Annotated in this window: 14 protein-coding genes; 4 read left to right on the top strand and 10 right to left on the bottom strand. The window is 70.2% G+C overall.

Translation table 11 applies throughout. The features are described from left to right. From D7Y11_RS35275 to D7Y11_RS35245, 7 genes are all read right to left on the bottom strand, one after another. A partial coding sequence (locus D7Y11_RS35275) for a quinol:electron acceptor oxidoreductase subunit ActD (RefSeq protein WP_126935873.1) occupies nt 1–189 on the bottom strand: 189 nt, incomplete at its 3' end. Beyond that, complete coding sequence (nrfD, locus tag D7Y11_RS35270; RefSeq protein ID WP_126935872.1) at nt 186–1610, bottom strand: NrfD/PsrC family molybdoenzyme membrane anchor subunit; 1425 nt, start codon at nt 1608–1610, stop codon at nt 186–188. The genes D7Y11_RS35275 and nrfD (D7Y11_RS35270), both read right to left, overlap by 4 nt. Continuing rightward, complete coding sequence (locus D7Y11_RS35265; protein ID WP_126935871.1) at nt 1607–4711, bottom strand: TAT-variant-translocated molybdopterin oxidoreductase; 3105 nt, start codon at nt 4709–4711, stop codon at nt 1607–1609. The genes nrfD (D7Y11_RS35270) and D7Y11_RS35265 overlap by 4 nt, the downstream gene beginning before the upstream one ends. Next, nucleotides 4699–5349 carry a cytochrome c3 family protein gene (locus D7Y11_RS35260; RefSeq protein WP_126935870.1) on the bottom strand — a complete coding sequence of 217 codons (651 nt, stop codon included), beginning with the start codon at nt 5347–5349 and terminating at the stop codon, nt 4699–4701. The genes D7Y11_RS35265 and D7Y11_RS35260 overlap by 13 nt, the downstream gene beginning before the upstream one ends. Before the next feature lie 395 nt (nt 5350–5744). Continuing rightward, nucleotides 5745–6704, bottom strand: a complete 960-nt coding sequence (locus tag D7Y11_RS35255) for a protein kinase (RefSeq protein ID WP_126935869.1) — start codon at nt 6702–6704, stop codon at nt 5745–5747. A gap of 118 nt (nt 6705–6822) precedes the next feature. After that, the gene (locus D7Y11_RS35250) at nt 6823–7422 is read right to left on the bottom strand and encodes an outer membrane beta-barrel protein (RefSeq protein ID WP_121753582.1); all 600 of its coding nucleotides are present in this window, start codon (nt 7420–7422) and stop codon (nt 6823–6825) included. A gap of 200 nt (nt 7423–7622) precedes the next feature. Beyond that, entirely contained in the window at nt 7623–8621 is a 999-nt protein-coding gene (locus D7Y11_RS35245; RefSeq protein WP_120576909.1) for an SDR family NAD(P)-dependent oxidoreductase, read from the bottom strand. Between the two features lie 215 nt (nt 8622–8836). Between D7Y11_RS35245 and D7Y11_RS35240 the strand changes: the two genes are divergently transcribed. After that, on the top strand, nt 8837–9361 hold the full coding sequence (locus tag D7Y11_RS35240) for a DUF1440 domain-containing protein (RefSeq protein WP_126935868.1): 525 nt from the start codon (nt 8837–8839) through the stop codon (nt 9359–9361). Nucleotides 9362–9377: 16 nt separating this feature from the next. Here D7Y11_RS35240 and D7Y11_RS35235 read toward each other — a convergent pair whose 3' ends face one another. Both D7Y11_RS35235 and D7Y11_RS35230 read right to left on the bottom strand, forming a co-directional pair. After that, nucleotides 9378–9989: a DUF2378 family protein gene (locus D7Y11_RS35235; RefSeq protein ID WP_120576907.1), complete on the bottom strand. Its 612-nt coding sequence runs from the start codon at nt 9987–9989 to the stop codon at nt 9378–9380. A 122-nt stretch (nt 9990–10111) separates the two neighbouring features. Then, a complete protein-coding gene (locus D7Y11_RS35230) occupies nt 10112–10504 on the bottom strand; it encodes a response regulator (protein ID WP_158624404.1) in 393 nt (130 codons plus the stop codon). Nucleotides 10505–10826: 322 nt separating this feature from the next. On the opposite strand from D7Y11_RS35230, the gene fdh reads away from it, so the two are divergent. Genes fdh through nrfD (D7Y11_RS35210) form a run of 3 tightly spaced genes read left to right on the top strand, consistent with a single transcriptional unit; the run spans nt 10827 to nt 16058 of the window. Continuing rightward, complete coding sequence (fdh, locus tag D7Y11_RS35220) at nt 10827–14072, top strand: formate dehydrogenase (protein ID WP_199753872.1); 3246 nt, start codon at nt 10827–10829, stop codon at nt 14070–14072. A gap of 4 nt (nt 14073–14076) precedes the next feature. Beyond that, the gene (locus D7Y11_RS35215) at nt 14077–14877 is read left to right on the top strand and encodes a 4Fe-4S dicluster domain-containing protein (protein ID WP_169848767.1); all 801 of its coding nucleotides are present in this window, start codon (nt 14077–14079) and stop codon (nt 14875–14877) included. After that, nucleotides 14874–16058, top strand: coding sequence for an NrfD/PsrC family molybdoenzyme membrane anchor subunit (nrfD, locus tag D7Y11_RS35210; protein ID WP_126935865.1), 1185 nt, complete (start codon nt 14874–14876; stop codon nt 16056–16058). Before D7Y11_RS35215 ends, nrfD (D7Y11_RS35210) begins: the two co-directional genes overlap by 4 nt. On the opposite strand, the gene D7Y11_RS35205 is transcribed toward nrfD (D7Y11_RS35210), so the two are convergent. Then, the gene (locus D7Y11_RS35205; protein ID WP_126935864.1) at nt 16045–16650 is read right to left on the bottom strand and encodes a molybdenum cofactor guanylyltransferase; all 606 of its coding nucleotides are present in this window, start codon (nt 16648–16650) and stop codon (nt 16045–16047) included. The genes nrfD (D7Y11_RS35210) and D7Y11_RS35205 overlap by 14 nt on opposite strands. Nucleotides 16651–16847: the final 197 nt, after the last annotated feature.

The following is a 16847-nucleotide window of genomic DNA, read 5'->3' as shown; positions in this document are numbered from 1 at the left end:
TCCCAACCCCGCCCCCAAGGTCAGCAACGGCAACCACGAGCGCTTCAGCCCCAGCGCCTCGAACGTCTCCTCCACCGGGAACGGCGTGTGCGCGTCCAGCTGCTCGAAGCCCCTCGCCCGCAGGTCCTTCAGCGCGGCCACCAGGGCTTCGCTGGACGCGAACTCTCCCAGCACCCAGTGGCGGTTCATGGCGCACCGCCTGGCCGTGTGCCCTGCTCACGCCGGAATTGAAGCGACGCGTCCACCTCGCGCTGGAGCTCCTTCATCTCGCTCACCGACACGGCCGGCACGAACTTCAGGAACAGCAGGAACGCCGTGCCGAAGAACGCCACCGTGCCGCCCAGCAGGCTCCAGTCCACCCACGTGGGCCGGTACGCCGCCCAGGACGACGGCAGGAAATCCATGCTCAACGACGCCACCACGATGAGGAAGCGCTCCGTCCACATCCCCACGTTGATGAGCAGCGCCGCCACCCACAACACCCCCACGTTCGTGCGCAGCCGGGAGAACCAGAACAGCTGCGGCACCAACACGTTGCAGAAGATCTGCATCCAGAACAGCGGCGCGTACGGCCCGAAGAACTCGGCCTCCGTGGCGTGCATCTCGAACGGGTTCCCGCTGAACCAGGCGAAGAAGTGCTCCTGGATGTAGCCGTAGGCCACCATCCACCCCGTGGCCATCAACACCTTCGCCATGTTGTCCAGGTGCAGCGGCGTCACCACGTGCTCGATGCCCAGCGCCTTGCGCGCCGGAATCAACAGCGTGAGCACCAGCGCGAAGCCGCTGAACACCGCGCCCGCGACGAAGTACGGCGGGAACACCGTCGTGTGCCAGCCCGGCAGCTGCGCCACCGCGAAGTCGAAGGACACGATGGTGTGCACGCTCACCACCAGCGGCGTGGCCAGCCCCGCCAGCAGCAGGTAGCCCGTGCGCCACTGCCGCCAGTGCCTTGCCGAGCCCCTCCACCCCAGGCTCGCCAGGCCGTACCAGAAGCGCGCTCGGGGCGTCTTCGCCGTGTCGCGCGCCGTGGCCAGGTCTGGAATCAGCCCCACGAACCAGAACAGCAGCGACACCGTCAGGTACGTGCCCACCGCCGCGATGTCCCACGTCAGCGGGGAACGGAACTGCGGCCATGCGCGCAGGCTGCTGGGATAAGGCACCAGCCAGTAGAACTTCCACGGCCGCCCCAGGTGCAGCAACGGGAAGAGCCCCGCGCACGTCACCGCGAAGAGCGTCATCGCCTCCGCGAAGCGGTTGATGGACCCTCGCCACTTCTCCTGGAACAGCAGCAGGATGGCGCTGATCAACGTCCCCGCGTGGCCGATACCAATCCACCACACGAAGTTCGTGATGCCGAACGCCCACGCCACCGGGATGTTGTTGCCCCACGTCCCCACGCCCACGAAGAGCGTGACGCCCACCGCCACCGCCAGCACCGCGGTCCCGGCCAGCCCCAGCCCCATCAGCGCCCACCAGGTCCGGCCCGCGGGGCGGTGCACGAAGGCCAGCAACGACTCGCTGTAGGCGCGGTCGGAGTGGCGCCCCTCCAGGATGGGGTGCTCGGTGAGCGGATCCCCGGGCGCGGGCACCTGCGGGTCCGCCGTGCTCATGCGCCTCCCTTCGGCGCCGGGTTCTTCAGGCGCACCAGGTGCACCGTGCGCGGCCGGGTGCCCAGCGTGTTGAGCAGCTTGTAGTGCCTCGGGTCCTCGTGCTCGCGACGCACGCGCGACTCCGGTGCGCGCAGGTCCCCGAAGGTGATGGCCTCCGTGGGACAGGCCTGCTGGCACGCGGTGCGGACCTCGCCTTCACGCACGTCCCGGTGCGCCGCACGCGCGACGGTCCGCGCCCGTTCGATGCGCTGCACGCAGTACGTGCACTTCTCCATCACCCCGCGCGAGCGCACCGTCACGTCCGGGTTCTGGCGCAGGCGCGTGAGGGGCTCGCGCTGCTGGTACTCCAGGTAGTTGAAGCGGCGGACCTTGTAGGGACAGTTGTTGGAGCAGTACCGCGTGCCGATGCAGCGGTTGTAGACCATCTGGTTGAGGCCCTCGTCCGAGTGGACGGTGGCGTTCACCGGGCACACGTATTCGCAGGGCGCGGCCTCGCAGTGCACGCACGCCACGGGCTGGGTGATGAAGCCCGGGTTGTCAGGGTCGCCCAGGAAGTACCGGTCGATGCGCAGCCAGTGCATCTCCCGGCTCTTGAGCACACCTTCGCGCCCCACCACCGGCACGTTGTTCTCCGCCTGGCAGGCCACCATGCACGCGCTGCACCCCGTGCACCGGTGCAGGTCGATGGCCATGGCCCACTGGTGGCCGCCGCTCGCGAGCGCCGTGGGTCCCGGCGGATAGAGCCGCTCGCCGTCCTCCTGGAGTGAGTGGAGCGCTTGAGGCTTCGCGCGGAAGGATGCCTGCGTGAGCTGGAGCGCCAATTGGCGGCCCTCCATGCTCCAGTGTTCCTGCGTGAGCGCCAGCGCGTGATGGCGGCCCGTGCGGGTGATGTTCGGAGTGCCGCCGCCCCATGGCAGGCTCCGGAACCTCAGCGCGTACGCGTTGACGCCCACGCCCTGGCCTACGGGCCCGACGCGCTCGCGGCCGTGGCCCAGCGCCAGTGTCACCGTGTCGTCCGGCTGGCCGGGCAGCACCAGCACGGGCACCTCCAGCGCCTGGCCCAGCACCTCGATACGCGCCACGTCTCCCTTCTCCAGCGACAGTGCCCGCGCGGTGGCCGGGGAGAGCAACGCCGCGTTGTCCCAGGTGAGCTTCGTCACCGGATCAGGCAGCTCCTGGAGCCACGCGTTGCCCGCGAAGCGGCCGTCGTACAGCCGCGAGTCCAGTACCAGGGACAGCTCCAATCCCTTGGGTGCTTCCCACAGGTAGCTCGCGCGGGCCTCTGCTCGGGGGTCCATCGCATCCCCGATGAGCCGGGAGGGCTCCAACCCCGCGACCTCCCGCGCGTCCCTCATCACCGCGGCCTCTTCCAGCACGGCTCGAGCGGGCGGTGCCTGGGTCTCCGGGATGACGCCGTCCGCGAGCCACGTCTCCCAGCGCGCCTCGAAGTCCGGCGGTGAGCCCGAGCGTTCACGCCACAGGGACTTGAGCAGTTCGTAAGGGCTCTGCGACTCCAGGCCCGCGAAGACGGACAGGAGCTCCACCTCGGAGACCGCTCCTGGGAACAGGGGCGCGATGAGGGGTTGCAGCACGGACGCGGTGCCGTCGGGTGCGCGGCCGTCGCGCCAGGACTCGAAGGGATGCGTCGCGGGGACGAAGGTGGGGCAGCGCGCCGCCGTCTCGTCCTCGTGGAGGCCGTGGTACAGCCGGAAGGGGACGCGCTCCAGGTATTGCGTGAAGCCCGAGTCCACCACCGCCGTCCAGGCCGGGTTCCACGCCGTGATGATCAGCGTGTCCACCCGCTTATCGAACATCTCCCCCGTGAGCGAGGTCAGCGCCTCCGGGTCTCCGTCCGGGAGTGCCACGGGTTCGAGCAGCCGGGGCGTGTTGCCCAGCGCCTCGTCCATCGCGAACGCCAGCTCATGCACCAGCGGCGGCTGGCGCGGGCCCACCGTCACCCGGCCCTGTCCCCGGTGCGCGAGCAGGTCTCTCGCCGCGCCGCGCACCCAGGCGCGCTGTGCATCCGTGAGCGCGGTCGGTGGAACACGCAGGCTCGCGAGCCCCGAGGCCAACGCAGGCGTCACTCCGCGCGTGGGATTCGCCAGAGCATTCCCTCCCAGGCCCGTCCCTACCGCCTCCGCCAGCGCGAGCATCAACGCGACGCCCTGCGACGACCGCATCCGCAGCCGTTCGTCCGCGAAGCCGCCCGTGACGGTCAGCGTGCTCTCCGCCACCCACAGCCGGTTCATCGCCTCCGGCTTGCGTGCGTTCACGAAGTCCCGCGCCGCGCGCAGGTGCCCGGGTTGTGTCGTCGCGAGGAAGTCGTCGTCCACCGACACCACCACCGCGTGCCCCACGTCGTGCACCACGTCCAGCACCCTGCCGTACGCCAACCGCGTGCCCTCGCGACGCCCGTCCGCCAGGGCCGCGCCACAGGGGATGATCCGCGCGGACGGGAAGCGCTGCTGGATGCGCGCGTACAGCGCCTGCACCAGCGGACTGCTCGTGGGCTCCACCAGGAAGCGCAGCCCCGCGCCCTGGTCGTCGCGCTCGGCCTGCTTCCGCAGCGCATCCCTCACGGTGCTCCACGCGGACTCCACGCCTTGCAGTCGCGCGGTCTTCGCTCTCGCGGCGTCGTAGAGCCCCAGCAGCGCCGCCTGTTCGAAGACTCCCGCCGCCCCCAGGCTGGCTGGGTGCAGCGGGTTGCCTTCCACCTTCGTGGGCCGCCCCTCGTGGCTCTGCACCACCAGCCCCACCGTGCGCCCGTTCCACTCCAGCCCCGTGGCGAAGTGCAGCGGCACACCCGGAGTCAGCCCCTCCGGCGGCGTCGAATACGGGAGGATCTTCTCCGGCGGCTGACGGAAGCACCCGCTGAAGCCCGCGGCCGCCAGCGACGCCGCCGCGACTTGCAGGAAGGTGCGCCGGGCCACGCCCTCGGGTGGAGACATTGCCCCCGGGGGATGCTCGCGCGACACGGCCTCGTGGCCGGGCCCTCCCGCGTGCCACTCCTCCAGGCTCCTCCACGCGCGCACCGGCTCCGTCCCGTCAGCACCGGGCGTGTCGCGTTCATCCGTCCGTGCGGGGTCGGTCAGAAGTGGCATGTGTTGCAATCCGTGCGAGGGGACACACCGAGCGCGGCCTGCACCGCGCGGCCCGTCTCCCTCGGGTCTCCGGGAGGACGCCACGTGAGGTTCGCGACCTCGGACACGGGGCGCAGCCACGGCGTCGGGTCGCGGTGACAATCCAGACACCAGCCCATGGTGAGCGGCGCCACCTGCTGCACCGCCGGCATGGTGTCCACGCGGCCGTGGCAGGTGACGCAGCCCACGCCCTTGTTCACGTGGATTTGATGGCTGAACCAGACGTAGTCCGGCAGCGCGTGCACCCGGTTCCACGGCAGCGCCGTGCCGTCGAAGCCGCTGGCGCGCACCGGCTCCAGGCGGGCGCTCTCGTTCCACACCTGCGCATGGCACCCCAGGCAGCGCTGCGTGGGCGGCACTCCCGCCACCGGCGAGCGCCACGCGCCCTCATGGCAGTAGCCACAGGGGATGCCCTCGTCGCCTACGTGGTGGCGGTGGTCGAACGGGAGTGGCTGCTCGCGAGGCGTGAACGAGCCCCGCCCCAGCGGGTTGCGCGCGAGGAGCAGCAGGCCCGCCAGCGACACCGCGGGCACACCCAGTGCCAGGGCGATGAACGCCCGCAGCACCGAGTCGGTCCCCGGGCGGAACAGCGGAGCCATGGCCCCCCCTTCAACATGGAGGCCTCCGCGGGCCAGGTCGCCGGAGGCGGGCGCGACTGTGGGCGTGGCCTCAAGGCAACCACCAGCCTCCCGCTCGCGTCCCGTCGCGTTTCACACGGCCAGGACGCACGACGTCCGCCAGTCCACAGGAATGCAGCCCACCCGTGCAGCACGCGAGCGCACGTTCCACGTGCTCGCGGGCGGGCTCCGATGCGCGAGGTCAGCACGCATTGGCGTCCACGAAGGAGCCACGCGCGAGCAGTGCACGGCAAGCCACGGCACATCACGCCAGCGTGAGCACCGCGCATACGCGACGGAGCCACGCGCGAGCAGCCCGAGCGCCTGCGCGCACCCCTTCGCTCAGCGCCTCGACGCGAAGCCCAAGGCCCCGCGCATCAGGAAGGCAGCGTGCGCCCGCGCACGGACACGGAGGCCGTCATCACCGACGCCGCGCCCACGTACACGTCCACCGGAGATAGCGGTCCCGAGCCCGGCAGCGCCGCCAGCTCGCGCACCACCGCGTCCCGCCCGTGGCACTCCACGCCGTGCCCCATGCAGTCGCGCAGCGCCGCCTGGAGCCCCGCGGCGGAGTCCGCCCCGCGCGCATCCAGCAGCACCCCGCGCAGCACGTCCCGCAGCGCGGGCGACACCCCACCCAGCGCCGCGTCCACCCCGGCCGCGTCCTCCGGAACCACCGTGTTCCCAGAGACCAGCGCCAACAACACCCGCCCCAGCGCGCGCAAATCCTCTCGCGTCTCCACCGACGAGCCCACCGCGTCCTCGCGCACGGGCAGCTCCACCACGTCCGGCCGGGACGGCGACATGAACCGGCGCAGCAGCGGACGCGCGGGCCGCAACCCGAAGTCCGTCAGCGTCACCTCGCCCCGAGGCCCCACGCGGATGCGGTGCGCATGCACATCCCCGTGCACCACGCGCGCGTCATGCGCGGCATGCAGCGCTCCCGCCACCTCCGCGCCCACGTGACACACGAACGCTTCCGACGGCCGCCCGCACCGCCCCAGCACCCGCCGGCGCGCCGTGGCCAGCGAACAGCCCGGGACGTAGTCCGACACCACCGTCAGCGTGTCGCGCACGTCCACCTGGAAGCCGTGGAGCCTCGCGATGCCCGGATGCCTCAGCGGCACCGCACGCGTCAGCGCATCCTCTAGCGGGCGCCGCGTCTCCGGCGCCAACCCCGACGCCAGGAGGAACGTCTTCACCACCAGCGGACGCGCATCCACCGCGTCCTGCTCCAGCGGCCACACCAGGGACACCCACTCGCCCAACGGGCCCCTCCCCAGCGGATGCAGGGGGGCGAACGCGGGCAGCCTGGATGCGAACGGAAGCACGGACATGGCAACCTCCAACCCAACACATCCAACCCGTGACGTCAACGCACCGCGTCCTACGTCACGGGTCCTGCATTCCCCGACACCCGGGCACGAAGCCCAGAGTGCCGGGGAAGGCCCGAGGCTAGAAGTAGCCGCCGACCGTGGTGGTGATGCCCAGCGTCACGTCATTGCCGGAGAAGTTGCCCTGCTCGGCGCCCACGGAGAAGCCCTTGTTGCTGATGAGGGCGCGCACCTGCGGACCCGCGCCGATGAAGAAGTTCGGCGTGAGGTGGAACAGGACAGGCGCGTTGAAGTCCAGCACGAAGGACACGTCGCTGTTGTCCGGGACGTGGCCGAACTGGATGCCGAAGCCCACCTTGGGCCAGAGCGACACGCGCTCGGCGAGCGGCAGGTGGTAGCCCACGCGGCCCAGCACGCCCAGGCCCACGACGGTGTAGTCACCGAAGCCGAAGGCCACCAGCGCGGACGCGCCCACCGACAGGTTCTGCTGGAGGAAGTAGTCCGCGGACGGCTCCAGCCGGACGGTGAAGATTTCCGAGGCCGTGTTGTAGCCAATGAAGCCGTTGAGCTCCTGGCTGATGACCATCTGGCCCGCCTGGCCGAACGACGACGACCGGCCCGGGTTCGCGTTCAGGTTCGGCTCCTCGGCCGCCACCGCCTGCGCCGACACCGCGAGGCCCGCCACCAGCGCCAGGCCCGTCCACTTATTGCTTCCACGCATCGATGTTTCTCCCCTCGTTGGCGCCCCGGCCGACCCTTCCCGGAGCGCATGCGGGGCCCCTTCTAGCCAAAGGGCGCCCCAACGCGAGGATGTTTTCGGACCCACCCAACACTTCGTTGACACCACACCATCAGCACCGCGAACGGAAAAATCCTGATCGCGGCCCCCTCGGAGAGGGGGACGTCTGATGGGGCCCCGCTTCAGCGGGCCGCGCGCATCAATCCGCGCGCGCCCAGCACCGCGCCGCCCACCACGCCGCCCGTCAGCGCCGCCAGTCCCAGCGTCGCGGTGAAGCGAACCCACGCGGGCGTCGGGGGCACGCTGCCACGAGGCCCCACGCCCTCCACCACGGGGGTGAAGAGGTTGCCCTCGGGCCTGTCCAGCGGCATGTCCGTCGTCTGCATCCGCACGCCGAAGCGGGACAGCACGGCCTTGCCCACCGACGGCGCCAGGCCGTTGAGCCACAGCATCAACCGCCCCTGGAGGAACGCCGGCACCGACGTGCGGCCCGGCCGCTTCGCCAGCCGCACCACCGCGCGGGCCACCAGGTCCACGTCGTACGTGGGCGGCACCGGCACGGGCTTCCACCCCAGCATCGTGGGCGCGTGGTCGAACATGGGCGTGGACACGGACGGCACCAGCACATTGGAGACGTGGATGCCCGTGCCCGCCAACTCCAGCTCCAGCGCCCGCGCCCACCCCAGCGTCGCGTGCTTCGCGGCCGCGTACGCGGACAACAGCGGCGCGGACCCCGACGCCAGCATGGACTGCACGTTGAGCAGGTGGCCGTGGCCCTGCTTGCGGAAGTGCGGCAGCACCGCGCGCGCGAAGCGGAAGTAGCCGAAGCACGACACGTCGAACACGCGCGTGATGTGCTCCCAGGGCAGCTGGTCGAAGTAGCCGTAGGACTGCACCGCCGCCGCGTTCACCAGGAGGTCCACGCGGCCGTAGTGCTCCACGCATTCGCGCACCACGCGCTCCACGTCCTCGGCCACCGTGACGTCGCCGTCGCTCACCAGGCACTCACCGCCGCGCTGGAGCACCTCCACGCGCAGTTGCTCCAGGGCCGACTGGCGCCGAGCGGTGACGCACAGCCGCACGCCGGCCTCCGCCAGCCGCAGCGCGGATTGCCAGCCCACGCCGCTCGACGCGCCCGTGACGATGGCCACCTGTCCTCTCAAGTTCTCGTGACGAGCCATGCGCTTTCGCCCCTCCTCGCCCTGAGGTGGGCCTTCTGGCCGGGCTTCGCACGAGGCAAGCCCCCGGAATCCTCCGCGCGACGCCCGCTCGCACGGCCGCTCGCCGGACCGGGAACAGGGCGCGCCCCGCCTCCCCATCCCAGAGTGTGCACCCGTCAACAAGACGCCCCACCCTATGAGCACGCTTGCAGCCACCGCACCGAAAGGGCCCGACCATGATCCGCTGGAGCCGACTCCGTCCCTTCGCACGCCCCGAGAAGCGCTCGCTCCTCCAGGACATCCTCATGGGCGCCGCGGGCGGCGCGCTGGGCACCTTCGCCATGAACCAGGCGCAGGCGCTCATCGCCAGGCTGAGCGAGTCCAAGGAGCAGGACGACTCCCAGCAGGAGCCCGCCACGGAGGTGGCCGCGCGCAAGGCGGCGGAAGGCGCGGGCGTGAAGCTGGAGGGGGAGCGGAAGAAGCAGGCCGGCAACGTGGTGCACTGGAGCTACGGCACGCTCTGGGGCGCCGTGCACGGTGCGCTGCATGAGCGCGTGCCGCTGACGGGGAAGCTGTTCGGCGTGGGCTTCGGCCTGGGCCTGTTCCTCATCGGTGACGAGCTGGCGGTGCCGCTCCTGCGCCTCGCTCCGCCGCCCCAGAAGGTCCCGGCGAAGTCGCACCTGAGCGCGCTCGCCGCCCACATCGTCTACGGCACCACGGCGGAAGGCACCTACCGCCTCGTGCGCCGCGCCCTGGCCTGAGCGCGGCCCGTGCGGCTCACGACCAGGAGACGTCGTAGTACGCGTCCACCAGCGACTGGGCATGCCCGCGCACCTGCACGTCGTGCACGCCCGTCACCTCCAGCGCGGACTGGAGGATGCCCTCGTTGTAGGGCACCGGCATCAACGAGCGCTTCATGATGACCCGGCCCGACGTGGGGCCCGTCCACTCCACGGAGCGCTCGCCGAAGTTCAGCGCCGTGCGGTAGCCGGAGTGCATCAACTCCAGGAGCCGCTTCGGGTCCCCACCCGCCTGTTGCACGAAGTCGCGCGCGAACATGGAGTTGAGGAAGTCCAGCATCGCCTGCGTGCCAATCTGCCGCTGCGCCGCATCATGGCCGCCGACGAGCGGCGAGAGCTGCTCCGCCGCCACGTAGGACAGCCGCAGGAAGCGCGGGAACGGATAGGTCTGCATGGGGATGAAGTCCGCGGTCTCCCCCACCTGATCCAGACAGCGCTTCACCGCGTCCGCTCCGCCCAGAAAGCGCACCGCGTCCAACACGCCCAGGAAGAACAGGCCCCGGCTCGTCTCCTCCGGCTCCGTCGCGGCCAGACGGGCTTCCAGGTCTCGGGCGACGTCCTCGGGTAGGTTCAGCGTGCCATCCGGCATCTGTCGTCCTTTGAGTGAGGGGGAATGGACCAGGCGGGGACCTGACGGGGCGCGAGGATTCCACAGGTCTCGCTCCATCGCGAGTCCTCGATGCGCACGCGCCGCGCCATGCGACACATGTTTCACGACGTGGGAGGTCCTTCCGGGCCTTCCCCGGATGACGGCAGGAAGCGGCGCACCACTTCCATCAGGTCCGCCACCGCCACCGGTTTGCGCAGGTAGTCCACCGCGCCCGGGGGATGAAAGGGGCTGCCGGACAGCACGATGACGGGCACGCCTTCCAGCATGCGCTCCTGGGACAGCCTCGCGAGGAAGGCCTGTCCGTTCATCACCGGCATCATCAGGTCCAGCAGCACCAGGTCCGGACGGGGATGGGACGCAAGCCAGCTCCAGGCATCCTCGCCGTGGATGCACTGCGCGACGCGATAGCCCTCCATCTCCAACAGCGTCGCGACCGCGTCCCGAAGGTCTTCCTCGTCCTCGATCAACAGGATGAGAGGGGCACTGTCTGTCATGCAGGTTCTCCACTCGCTCTCCGCCACGTCTCCGGCCATCACGTGGCTGTGGGTCTTCCTGCTCCGCCTGAAGGCCCGCGGGGCCCCAGGGGAGGGTGGAGCAGGAAGAGGCGTTGGCACCGTGGAGTAGTAACGATTCAGCCCCCCCGGTCTGATTTCGCGCGCCGCGCATTTCCGTGCCTGCTCGCCTGCTCTCGCGTTCACTGCTGGACGCGAGCCAGGGACCGGCGGCACTGGTCCGCACCGCCGCGCGTCCCCATCTTGAGCACCAGATTCCACGTGCGCATCCGTAGGAGGGGCGGCCTTGAAGTTCCGCGACCTGATGAAGGGTTGGCCCGTGCTGCGGCAGTTCGCCCGAGGAGACAGCCGGGCCCTGGGCGACACGGCGATGTCGGCGCGAAGCCGCTCGCTGGCGCCGCGCACGAAGTCCGCGGACCGGGTGGTGAAGTCCATCTGCCCGTACTGCGCGGTGGGCTGCGGGCAGGAGGTGCACGTGCGCGACGGGCGCATCCTCGACATCGAGGGTGACCCGCACTCCCCCATCTCACGCGGACGGCTGTGTCCCAAGGGGGCCGCCACCTTCCAACTGGTCACGGGAACGCAACGCGTGCAGCAGGTCCTCTACCGCCGCCCCGGCGGCACGGAGTGGGAGCCCATCCCGCTGGAAGAGGCGATGGAGAAGGTGGCCGAGCGCGTGAAGCGCACGCGCGACGCGACGTTCGAGGTGACGGACGCGAAGGGCCAGCGGCTGAACCGGACGCTGGGGTTGGCGCACCTGGGCGGGGCGACGCTGGACAACGAGGAGAACTACCTCCTCAAGAAGCTCTTCAGCGCGCTGGGCGTCGTGCAGGTGGAGAACCAGGCTCGAATATGACACGCGTCCACGGTGCCCGGTCTGGGCATCACGTTCGGCCGCGGCGGAGCCACGACGTTCCAGCAGGACCTGCAGCACTCGGATTGCATCCTCATCCAGGGGTCCAACATGGCCGAGTGCCATCCGGTGGGCTTCCAGTGGGTGATGGAGGCGAAGGCCCGGGGCGCGAAGGTCATCCACGTGGACCCGCGCTACACGCGCACCAGCGCGGTGGCGGACGTGTACGCGCCCATCCGCGTGGGCTCGGACATCGCGTTCCTGGGCGGGCTCATCCACTACGTGCTGGAGCACGAGCGGTACTTCCGCGACTACGTGGTGCAGTACACCAACGCGGCCACGCTCATCCGCGAGGGCTTCCTGGACACGGAGGACCTGGAGGGGCTCTTCAGCGGCTACCAGCCGAAGGACAACCGCTACGACATCCACACCTGGCAGTACGAGGGCGTGGACGGCGTGGTGCCGGCGGCGGGCCACAAGGAGCTGACGGACGAGCCCGGCGCGGGCGCGGGCGGGCATGACCACCGCGTGGACCTCCGCGACGAGCACCGGGACGAGACGCTCCAGCATCCCCGGTGCGTGTTCCAGCTCTTGAAGCGCCACTTCGCGCGCTACACGCCGAAGGTGGTGTCCCAGGTGTGCGGCGTGGACGAGGCGCTGTTCCTCCAGGTCGCGCGGACGCTGTGTGACAACTCCAACCCGGAGCGCACCAGCGCGTTCTGCTACGCGGTGGGCTGGACGCAGCACACGGTGGGCGTGCAGTACATCCGCACGGCGGCCATCCTCCAGCTCTTGCTGGGCAACATCGGCCGGCCCGGCGGAGGCATCCTCGCCCTGCGAGGGCACGCGTCCATCCAGGGCTCCACGGACATCCCCACGCTCTACAACCTGCTGCCCGGCTACCTGCCCATGCCGCGCGCGAGCGGAACGGACTCGCTGGAGCACTACATCCGCAAGAACAAGTCCGGCAGCGGCTGGTGGACGGAGTTCCCCAAGTACGCGGTGTCGCTGCTCAAGGCGTGGTTCGGGGACAAGGCCACGAAGGACAACGACTACCTGTTCGCGCACCTGCCCCGGCTGACGGGCAATCACTCGCACATGCAGACCGTGGCGGACATGGCGGACGGGAAGCTCCAGGGCTACTTCGTCATGGGGGAGAACCCCGCCGTGGGCAGCATGAACGGGGCGCTCCAGCGCAAGGGGCTGCGCAAGCTGGACTGGCTGGTGGTGCGCGACTTCACGCTCATCGAGACCGCGGAGTTCTGGCGCACGGCGCCGGAGGTCCAGTCCGGGCAGGTGCGGCCGGAGGACATCCAGACGGAGGTGTTCTTCTTCCCGGCCGCCGCGCACACGGAGAAGGACGGCACCTTCACCAACACGCAGCGGCTGCTGCAATGGCATCACAAGGCGGTGGAGCCGGCGGGGGACACGCGCAGCGAGCTGCACTTCGCCTATCACCTGGGGCGCAAGCTGCGTGAGCGCTACGCGGGCTCCACGGACCCGAAGGACGCGCCGCTGCTGGATTTGACGTGGGACTACCCCACGCACGGGCCGCACGCGGAGCCCTCCGCGGAGGCGGTGCTGAAGGAGATCAACGGCTACTCGGTGGCGGATGGGAAGCTGGTGGATGGCTTCACGGCGCTGAAGGACGACGGCTCCACGGCGTGCGGCTGTTGGATCTACTCAGGGTGCTTCAAGGACGGCGTGAACCAGACGGCGCGGCGCAAGCCCGGGCAGGAGCAGACGTGGGTGGCGCCCGAGTGGGGCTGGGCGTGGCCGTCCAATCGGCGCATCCTCTACAACCGCGCGTCGGCGGACGCGAACGGCAAGCCCTGGAGCGAGCGCAAGCGCTACGTGTGGTGGGACGCGGGCGAGAAGAAGTGGACCGGAGAGGACGTGCCGGACTTCATCGTGGACCGGCCGCCGGAGTATCGGCCGCCCGAGGGCGCGACGGGGCTGGCGACCATCGCAGGCAATGATCCGTTCCTCTTGCAGGCGGACGGCAAGGGCTGGCTCTTCGCGCCCAGCGGGATGATGGACGGGCCGCTGCCCACGCACTACGAGCCCATGGAGTCGGTGGTGTCCAACCCGCTCTACGCGCAGCAGTGCAGCCCCACGAGAGAGGAGTGGAAGCGCAAGGACAACCCCTATCACCGGGCCTGGGGCGACCCGCGCTATCCGTACCTGGTCACGACCTACCGGCTCACCGAGCACCACACCGCGGGCGGTATGTCGCGCTGGCTGTCCTGGCTGAGCGAACTGCAGCCGGAGATGTTCTGCGAAATCTCCCCGGAACTGGCGCGCGAGAAGGGGCTGAACAACGGGGACTGGTGCACGCTCGCCACGGCGCGAGGGGATTTGGAGTGCCGGGCGCTCGTCACAGAGCGCATCCGTCCGCTGAAGGTGAGGGGACGGCAGGTGCACCAGATTGGTCTGCCGTACCACTGGGGTGTGACGGGGCGCGTGCGCGGTGAAGGGGCCAACGAGCTGACGGCGTTCGTCGCGGATCAGAACGTGGACATCCAGGAGTCGAAGGTGTTCACGGCGGACCTGCGGGTGGGGCGGATGCGCTCGGGGGAGAGGGCCGCGGCGGGAGCGGCGCCGCCTCCGCTGCTGTTGCCGGAGGTGCCGCGCGACGTGACGCCGCCTGGGGACACGGACCATTCGGAGACGCAGGAACCCGAGGGGAAGGGATAGGCGAATGGGGAGCCGCAAGGGGTTCTTCACGGACACGACGCTCTGCATCGGCTGCAAGGCGTGCGAGGTCGCGTGCAAGCAGTGGAACCAGCTTCCGGACGACGGCTTCCACTTCACGGGGATGTCCTACGACCAGACAGCGCACCTGGGCGCATCGACCTGGCGGCACGTGGCGTTCGTGGAGCGGCCGGTGCCGTTGCAGGGGCAGACGTCGGGCGCGGGGGACTTCTCGTGGCTGATGATGTCGGACGTGTGCAAGCACTGCCAGCGCGCGGGGTGTCTGGAGGCATGTCCCACGGGCGCCATCGTGCGCACGGAGTTCGACACGGTCTACGTGCAGCCGGACGTGTGCAATGGCTGCGGCTACTGCGTGTCCGCGTGTCCGTTCGGAGTGATTGACCGGCGCGAGGATGACGGGCGCGCGTGGAAGTGCACGCTCTGCTACGACCGCATCGGTGACGACCAGACGCCCGCGTGCGCGAAGGCGTGTCCCACGGCGTCCATCCAGTACGGTGATTTGGACGAGTTGCATGCACGCGCGGAGTCACGGGTTCGCGACCTGCATCAGCGAGGCGTGACGGACGCGTACCTGTACGGGAAGGACGCGGAGAACCAGCCGGGCACGGGTGGGCTCAACGCGTTCTTCCTGCTGTTGGACAAGCCGGAGGTCTACAACCTGCCGCCCGACCCGGTGGTGCCGACGAAGAAGGCTCTGCGCTCGTGGGCCTCGGTGGCGATGGGCGCGGTGGGAATGGTGGCGGTGGCGCTGGGCGCGGTGGCGTTCGGGCGGGAGGGGCGCGGATGAGCGACGACACGCTGTTGGATCGGCTCCAGCGCAAGACGGACGGACGGAACATCGACACACGCGCGGGCATCCTGGAGGGCGAGGGTTCCCAGCAGCGGGTGAAGGATCCGGAGCCTGTGCGGCAGGGGATGGACGTGTTGCCGACGGTGCCATCACGGTCGGGGCCGGACAGTGAAGGAGCGCCGAGCTACTACGGCATGCCGGTGTTGAAGGAGCCGCTGTGGATCTGGACGGTCCCGGCGTACTTCTACGTGGGCGGAGTGGCGGGTGCGGCGAGCGTGCTCGGGGTGGCGCTGGAGCATCTGGGAGGACGGAAGCTGGAGCGGCTGGCGGGGCGCTGTCACGCGGTGGCCACGGCGGGGGACCTTGTGAGCGCGGGTCTGTTGATCCACGACCTGGGTCGACCGTCGCGCTTCCTGAACATGCTGCGTGTGTTCCGGCCCACGTCACCCATGAGCGTGGGTTCGTGGGTGCTGGCGGGTTCGGGCGCGGTGAACACGGCGGCGTTCGTGCTGCGGCGGAGGCCCGGAGTTCTTGGAGTCATGGGACGCACCGCGGGCATCGTGGGCGCGGTGCTGGGGTTGCCGCTCGCGGGATACACGGCGGTGCTGGTGAGCAACACGGCGGTGCCCCTGTGGCAGCAGGTGGGGCGCACACTGCCGCTGTTCTTCATGGCCTCCGCGACCGCGAGCGCCGGGAGCCTGTTGTCCCTGTTCCCGCACACGGACGCGGAGGAGCGCGTGCTGCGCCGCTTCCGTGTGGCGGGCAAGGTGGCGGAGGTGTTCACGCGCAAAGCGGTGGAGCTGGAGGCGCGGCAGGTGGTGGAGGTGGGGAAGCCGCTGCGCACGGGTGTGGCGGGAGCGCTGTGGACGCTGTCCCGGACGTGCTCACTGGCGGGGCTGGTGATGGACGTGCTGCCGGGACGAGCGAGGTGGAAGCAGGTGACGGCGGACGTGCTGTCCACGGTGGGTGCGGTGGCAGCGCGTTACGCCGTCATCCAGGCAGGCCGGGCCTCCGCGAGGAATCCCCAGGCCACGTTCCAGGGACAGCGACAGGGACTGGGTGCCGCGCAGGTAGAGGGGAACACGGAGGCGTCGGACGGAAAGCCCCTGAGCTTCCCGTTGCCTGTACTCGGTCAGTCACAGGCCGGCATGCCCTACGCACGGTTCATGGCAACGTGACGCCGTAGCGAACCAGATCCTCCGGCGTGTTCACGTTCGCCAGCGCACGCAGCTCCGGATCCACCGTTCGCAATGCGTCCACCGGCAAGGTCCGCGTCCGGAACCGCATCAGCAGTCCCCGCAGAGACGGATCCTCCACCAAGGCTTCACCCCAGTGTGACACCAGCTCCGTACGATACGCCGCGAACAACGGCTCCCACCGTCCGTCCCGCTCGATGCACACCGCGTCCACATCCTCGCCTCGCGCGTCCAGCACCACCCGCGCCGCGGCCTCCGTCACGAACGGCATGTCGCACGCCACCGCGAACACCCACCGCGTGCTGGCCGCGCCCAGGGCCGCATGGACCCCTCCCGGCGCTCCCTTGCCCTTCACCGCGTCCGCCACCGTGCGGAGCCCGAAGCGCTCGTACGGCGCCGGAACATTCGCCACCAGCAACACGTCCTCGAAATGCGACCCGAACGCTCGCAGCCGTTCCAAGGTTGTGAGCCCCTCCACGCTCAGCAGCCCCTTGGCCACGCCCCCCAGCCGGGTCCCCTGCCCCCCTGCCAGGATGGCCAGCGTCACGTCGGGAAAGGTCGCGGATCCGTCCATGTCCGCCGACCCTACACACCTCTCATCCTCCGCGAAAACGCTTCACACCCGGGATTTCGCCAACCCCCAGAGGGAGGGAGCAACCGCCGCTCCCATGCCCTGTGTGGACAAGGCACGCGCACCCCGTCGTAGAGTCCGCCGCCCCCTCGCTGACTCATGCCGCTGACTCCCCTCCCCGCCGCGCGACTGGCCGCGCT

Source organism: Corallococcus sp. AB018 (assembly GCF_003986945.1).
Lineage (GTDB): Bacteria > Myxococcota > Myxococcia > Myxococcales > Myxococcaceae > Corallococcus > Corallococcus exiguus.
This window is presented reverse-complemented; position numbering and strand designations above follow the sequence as displayed.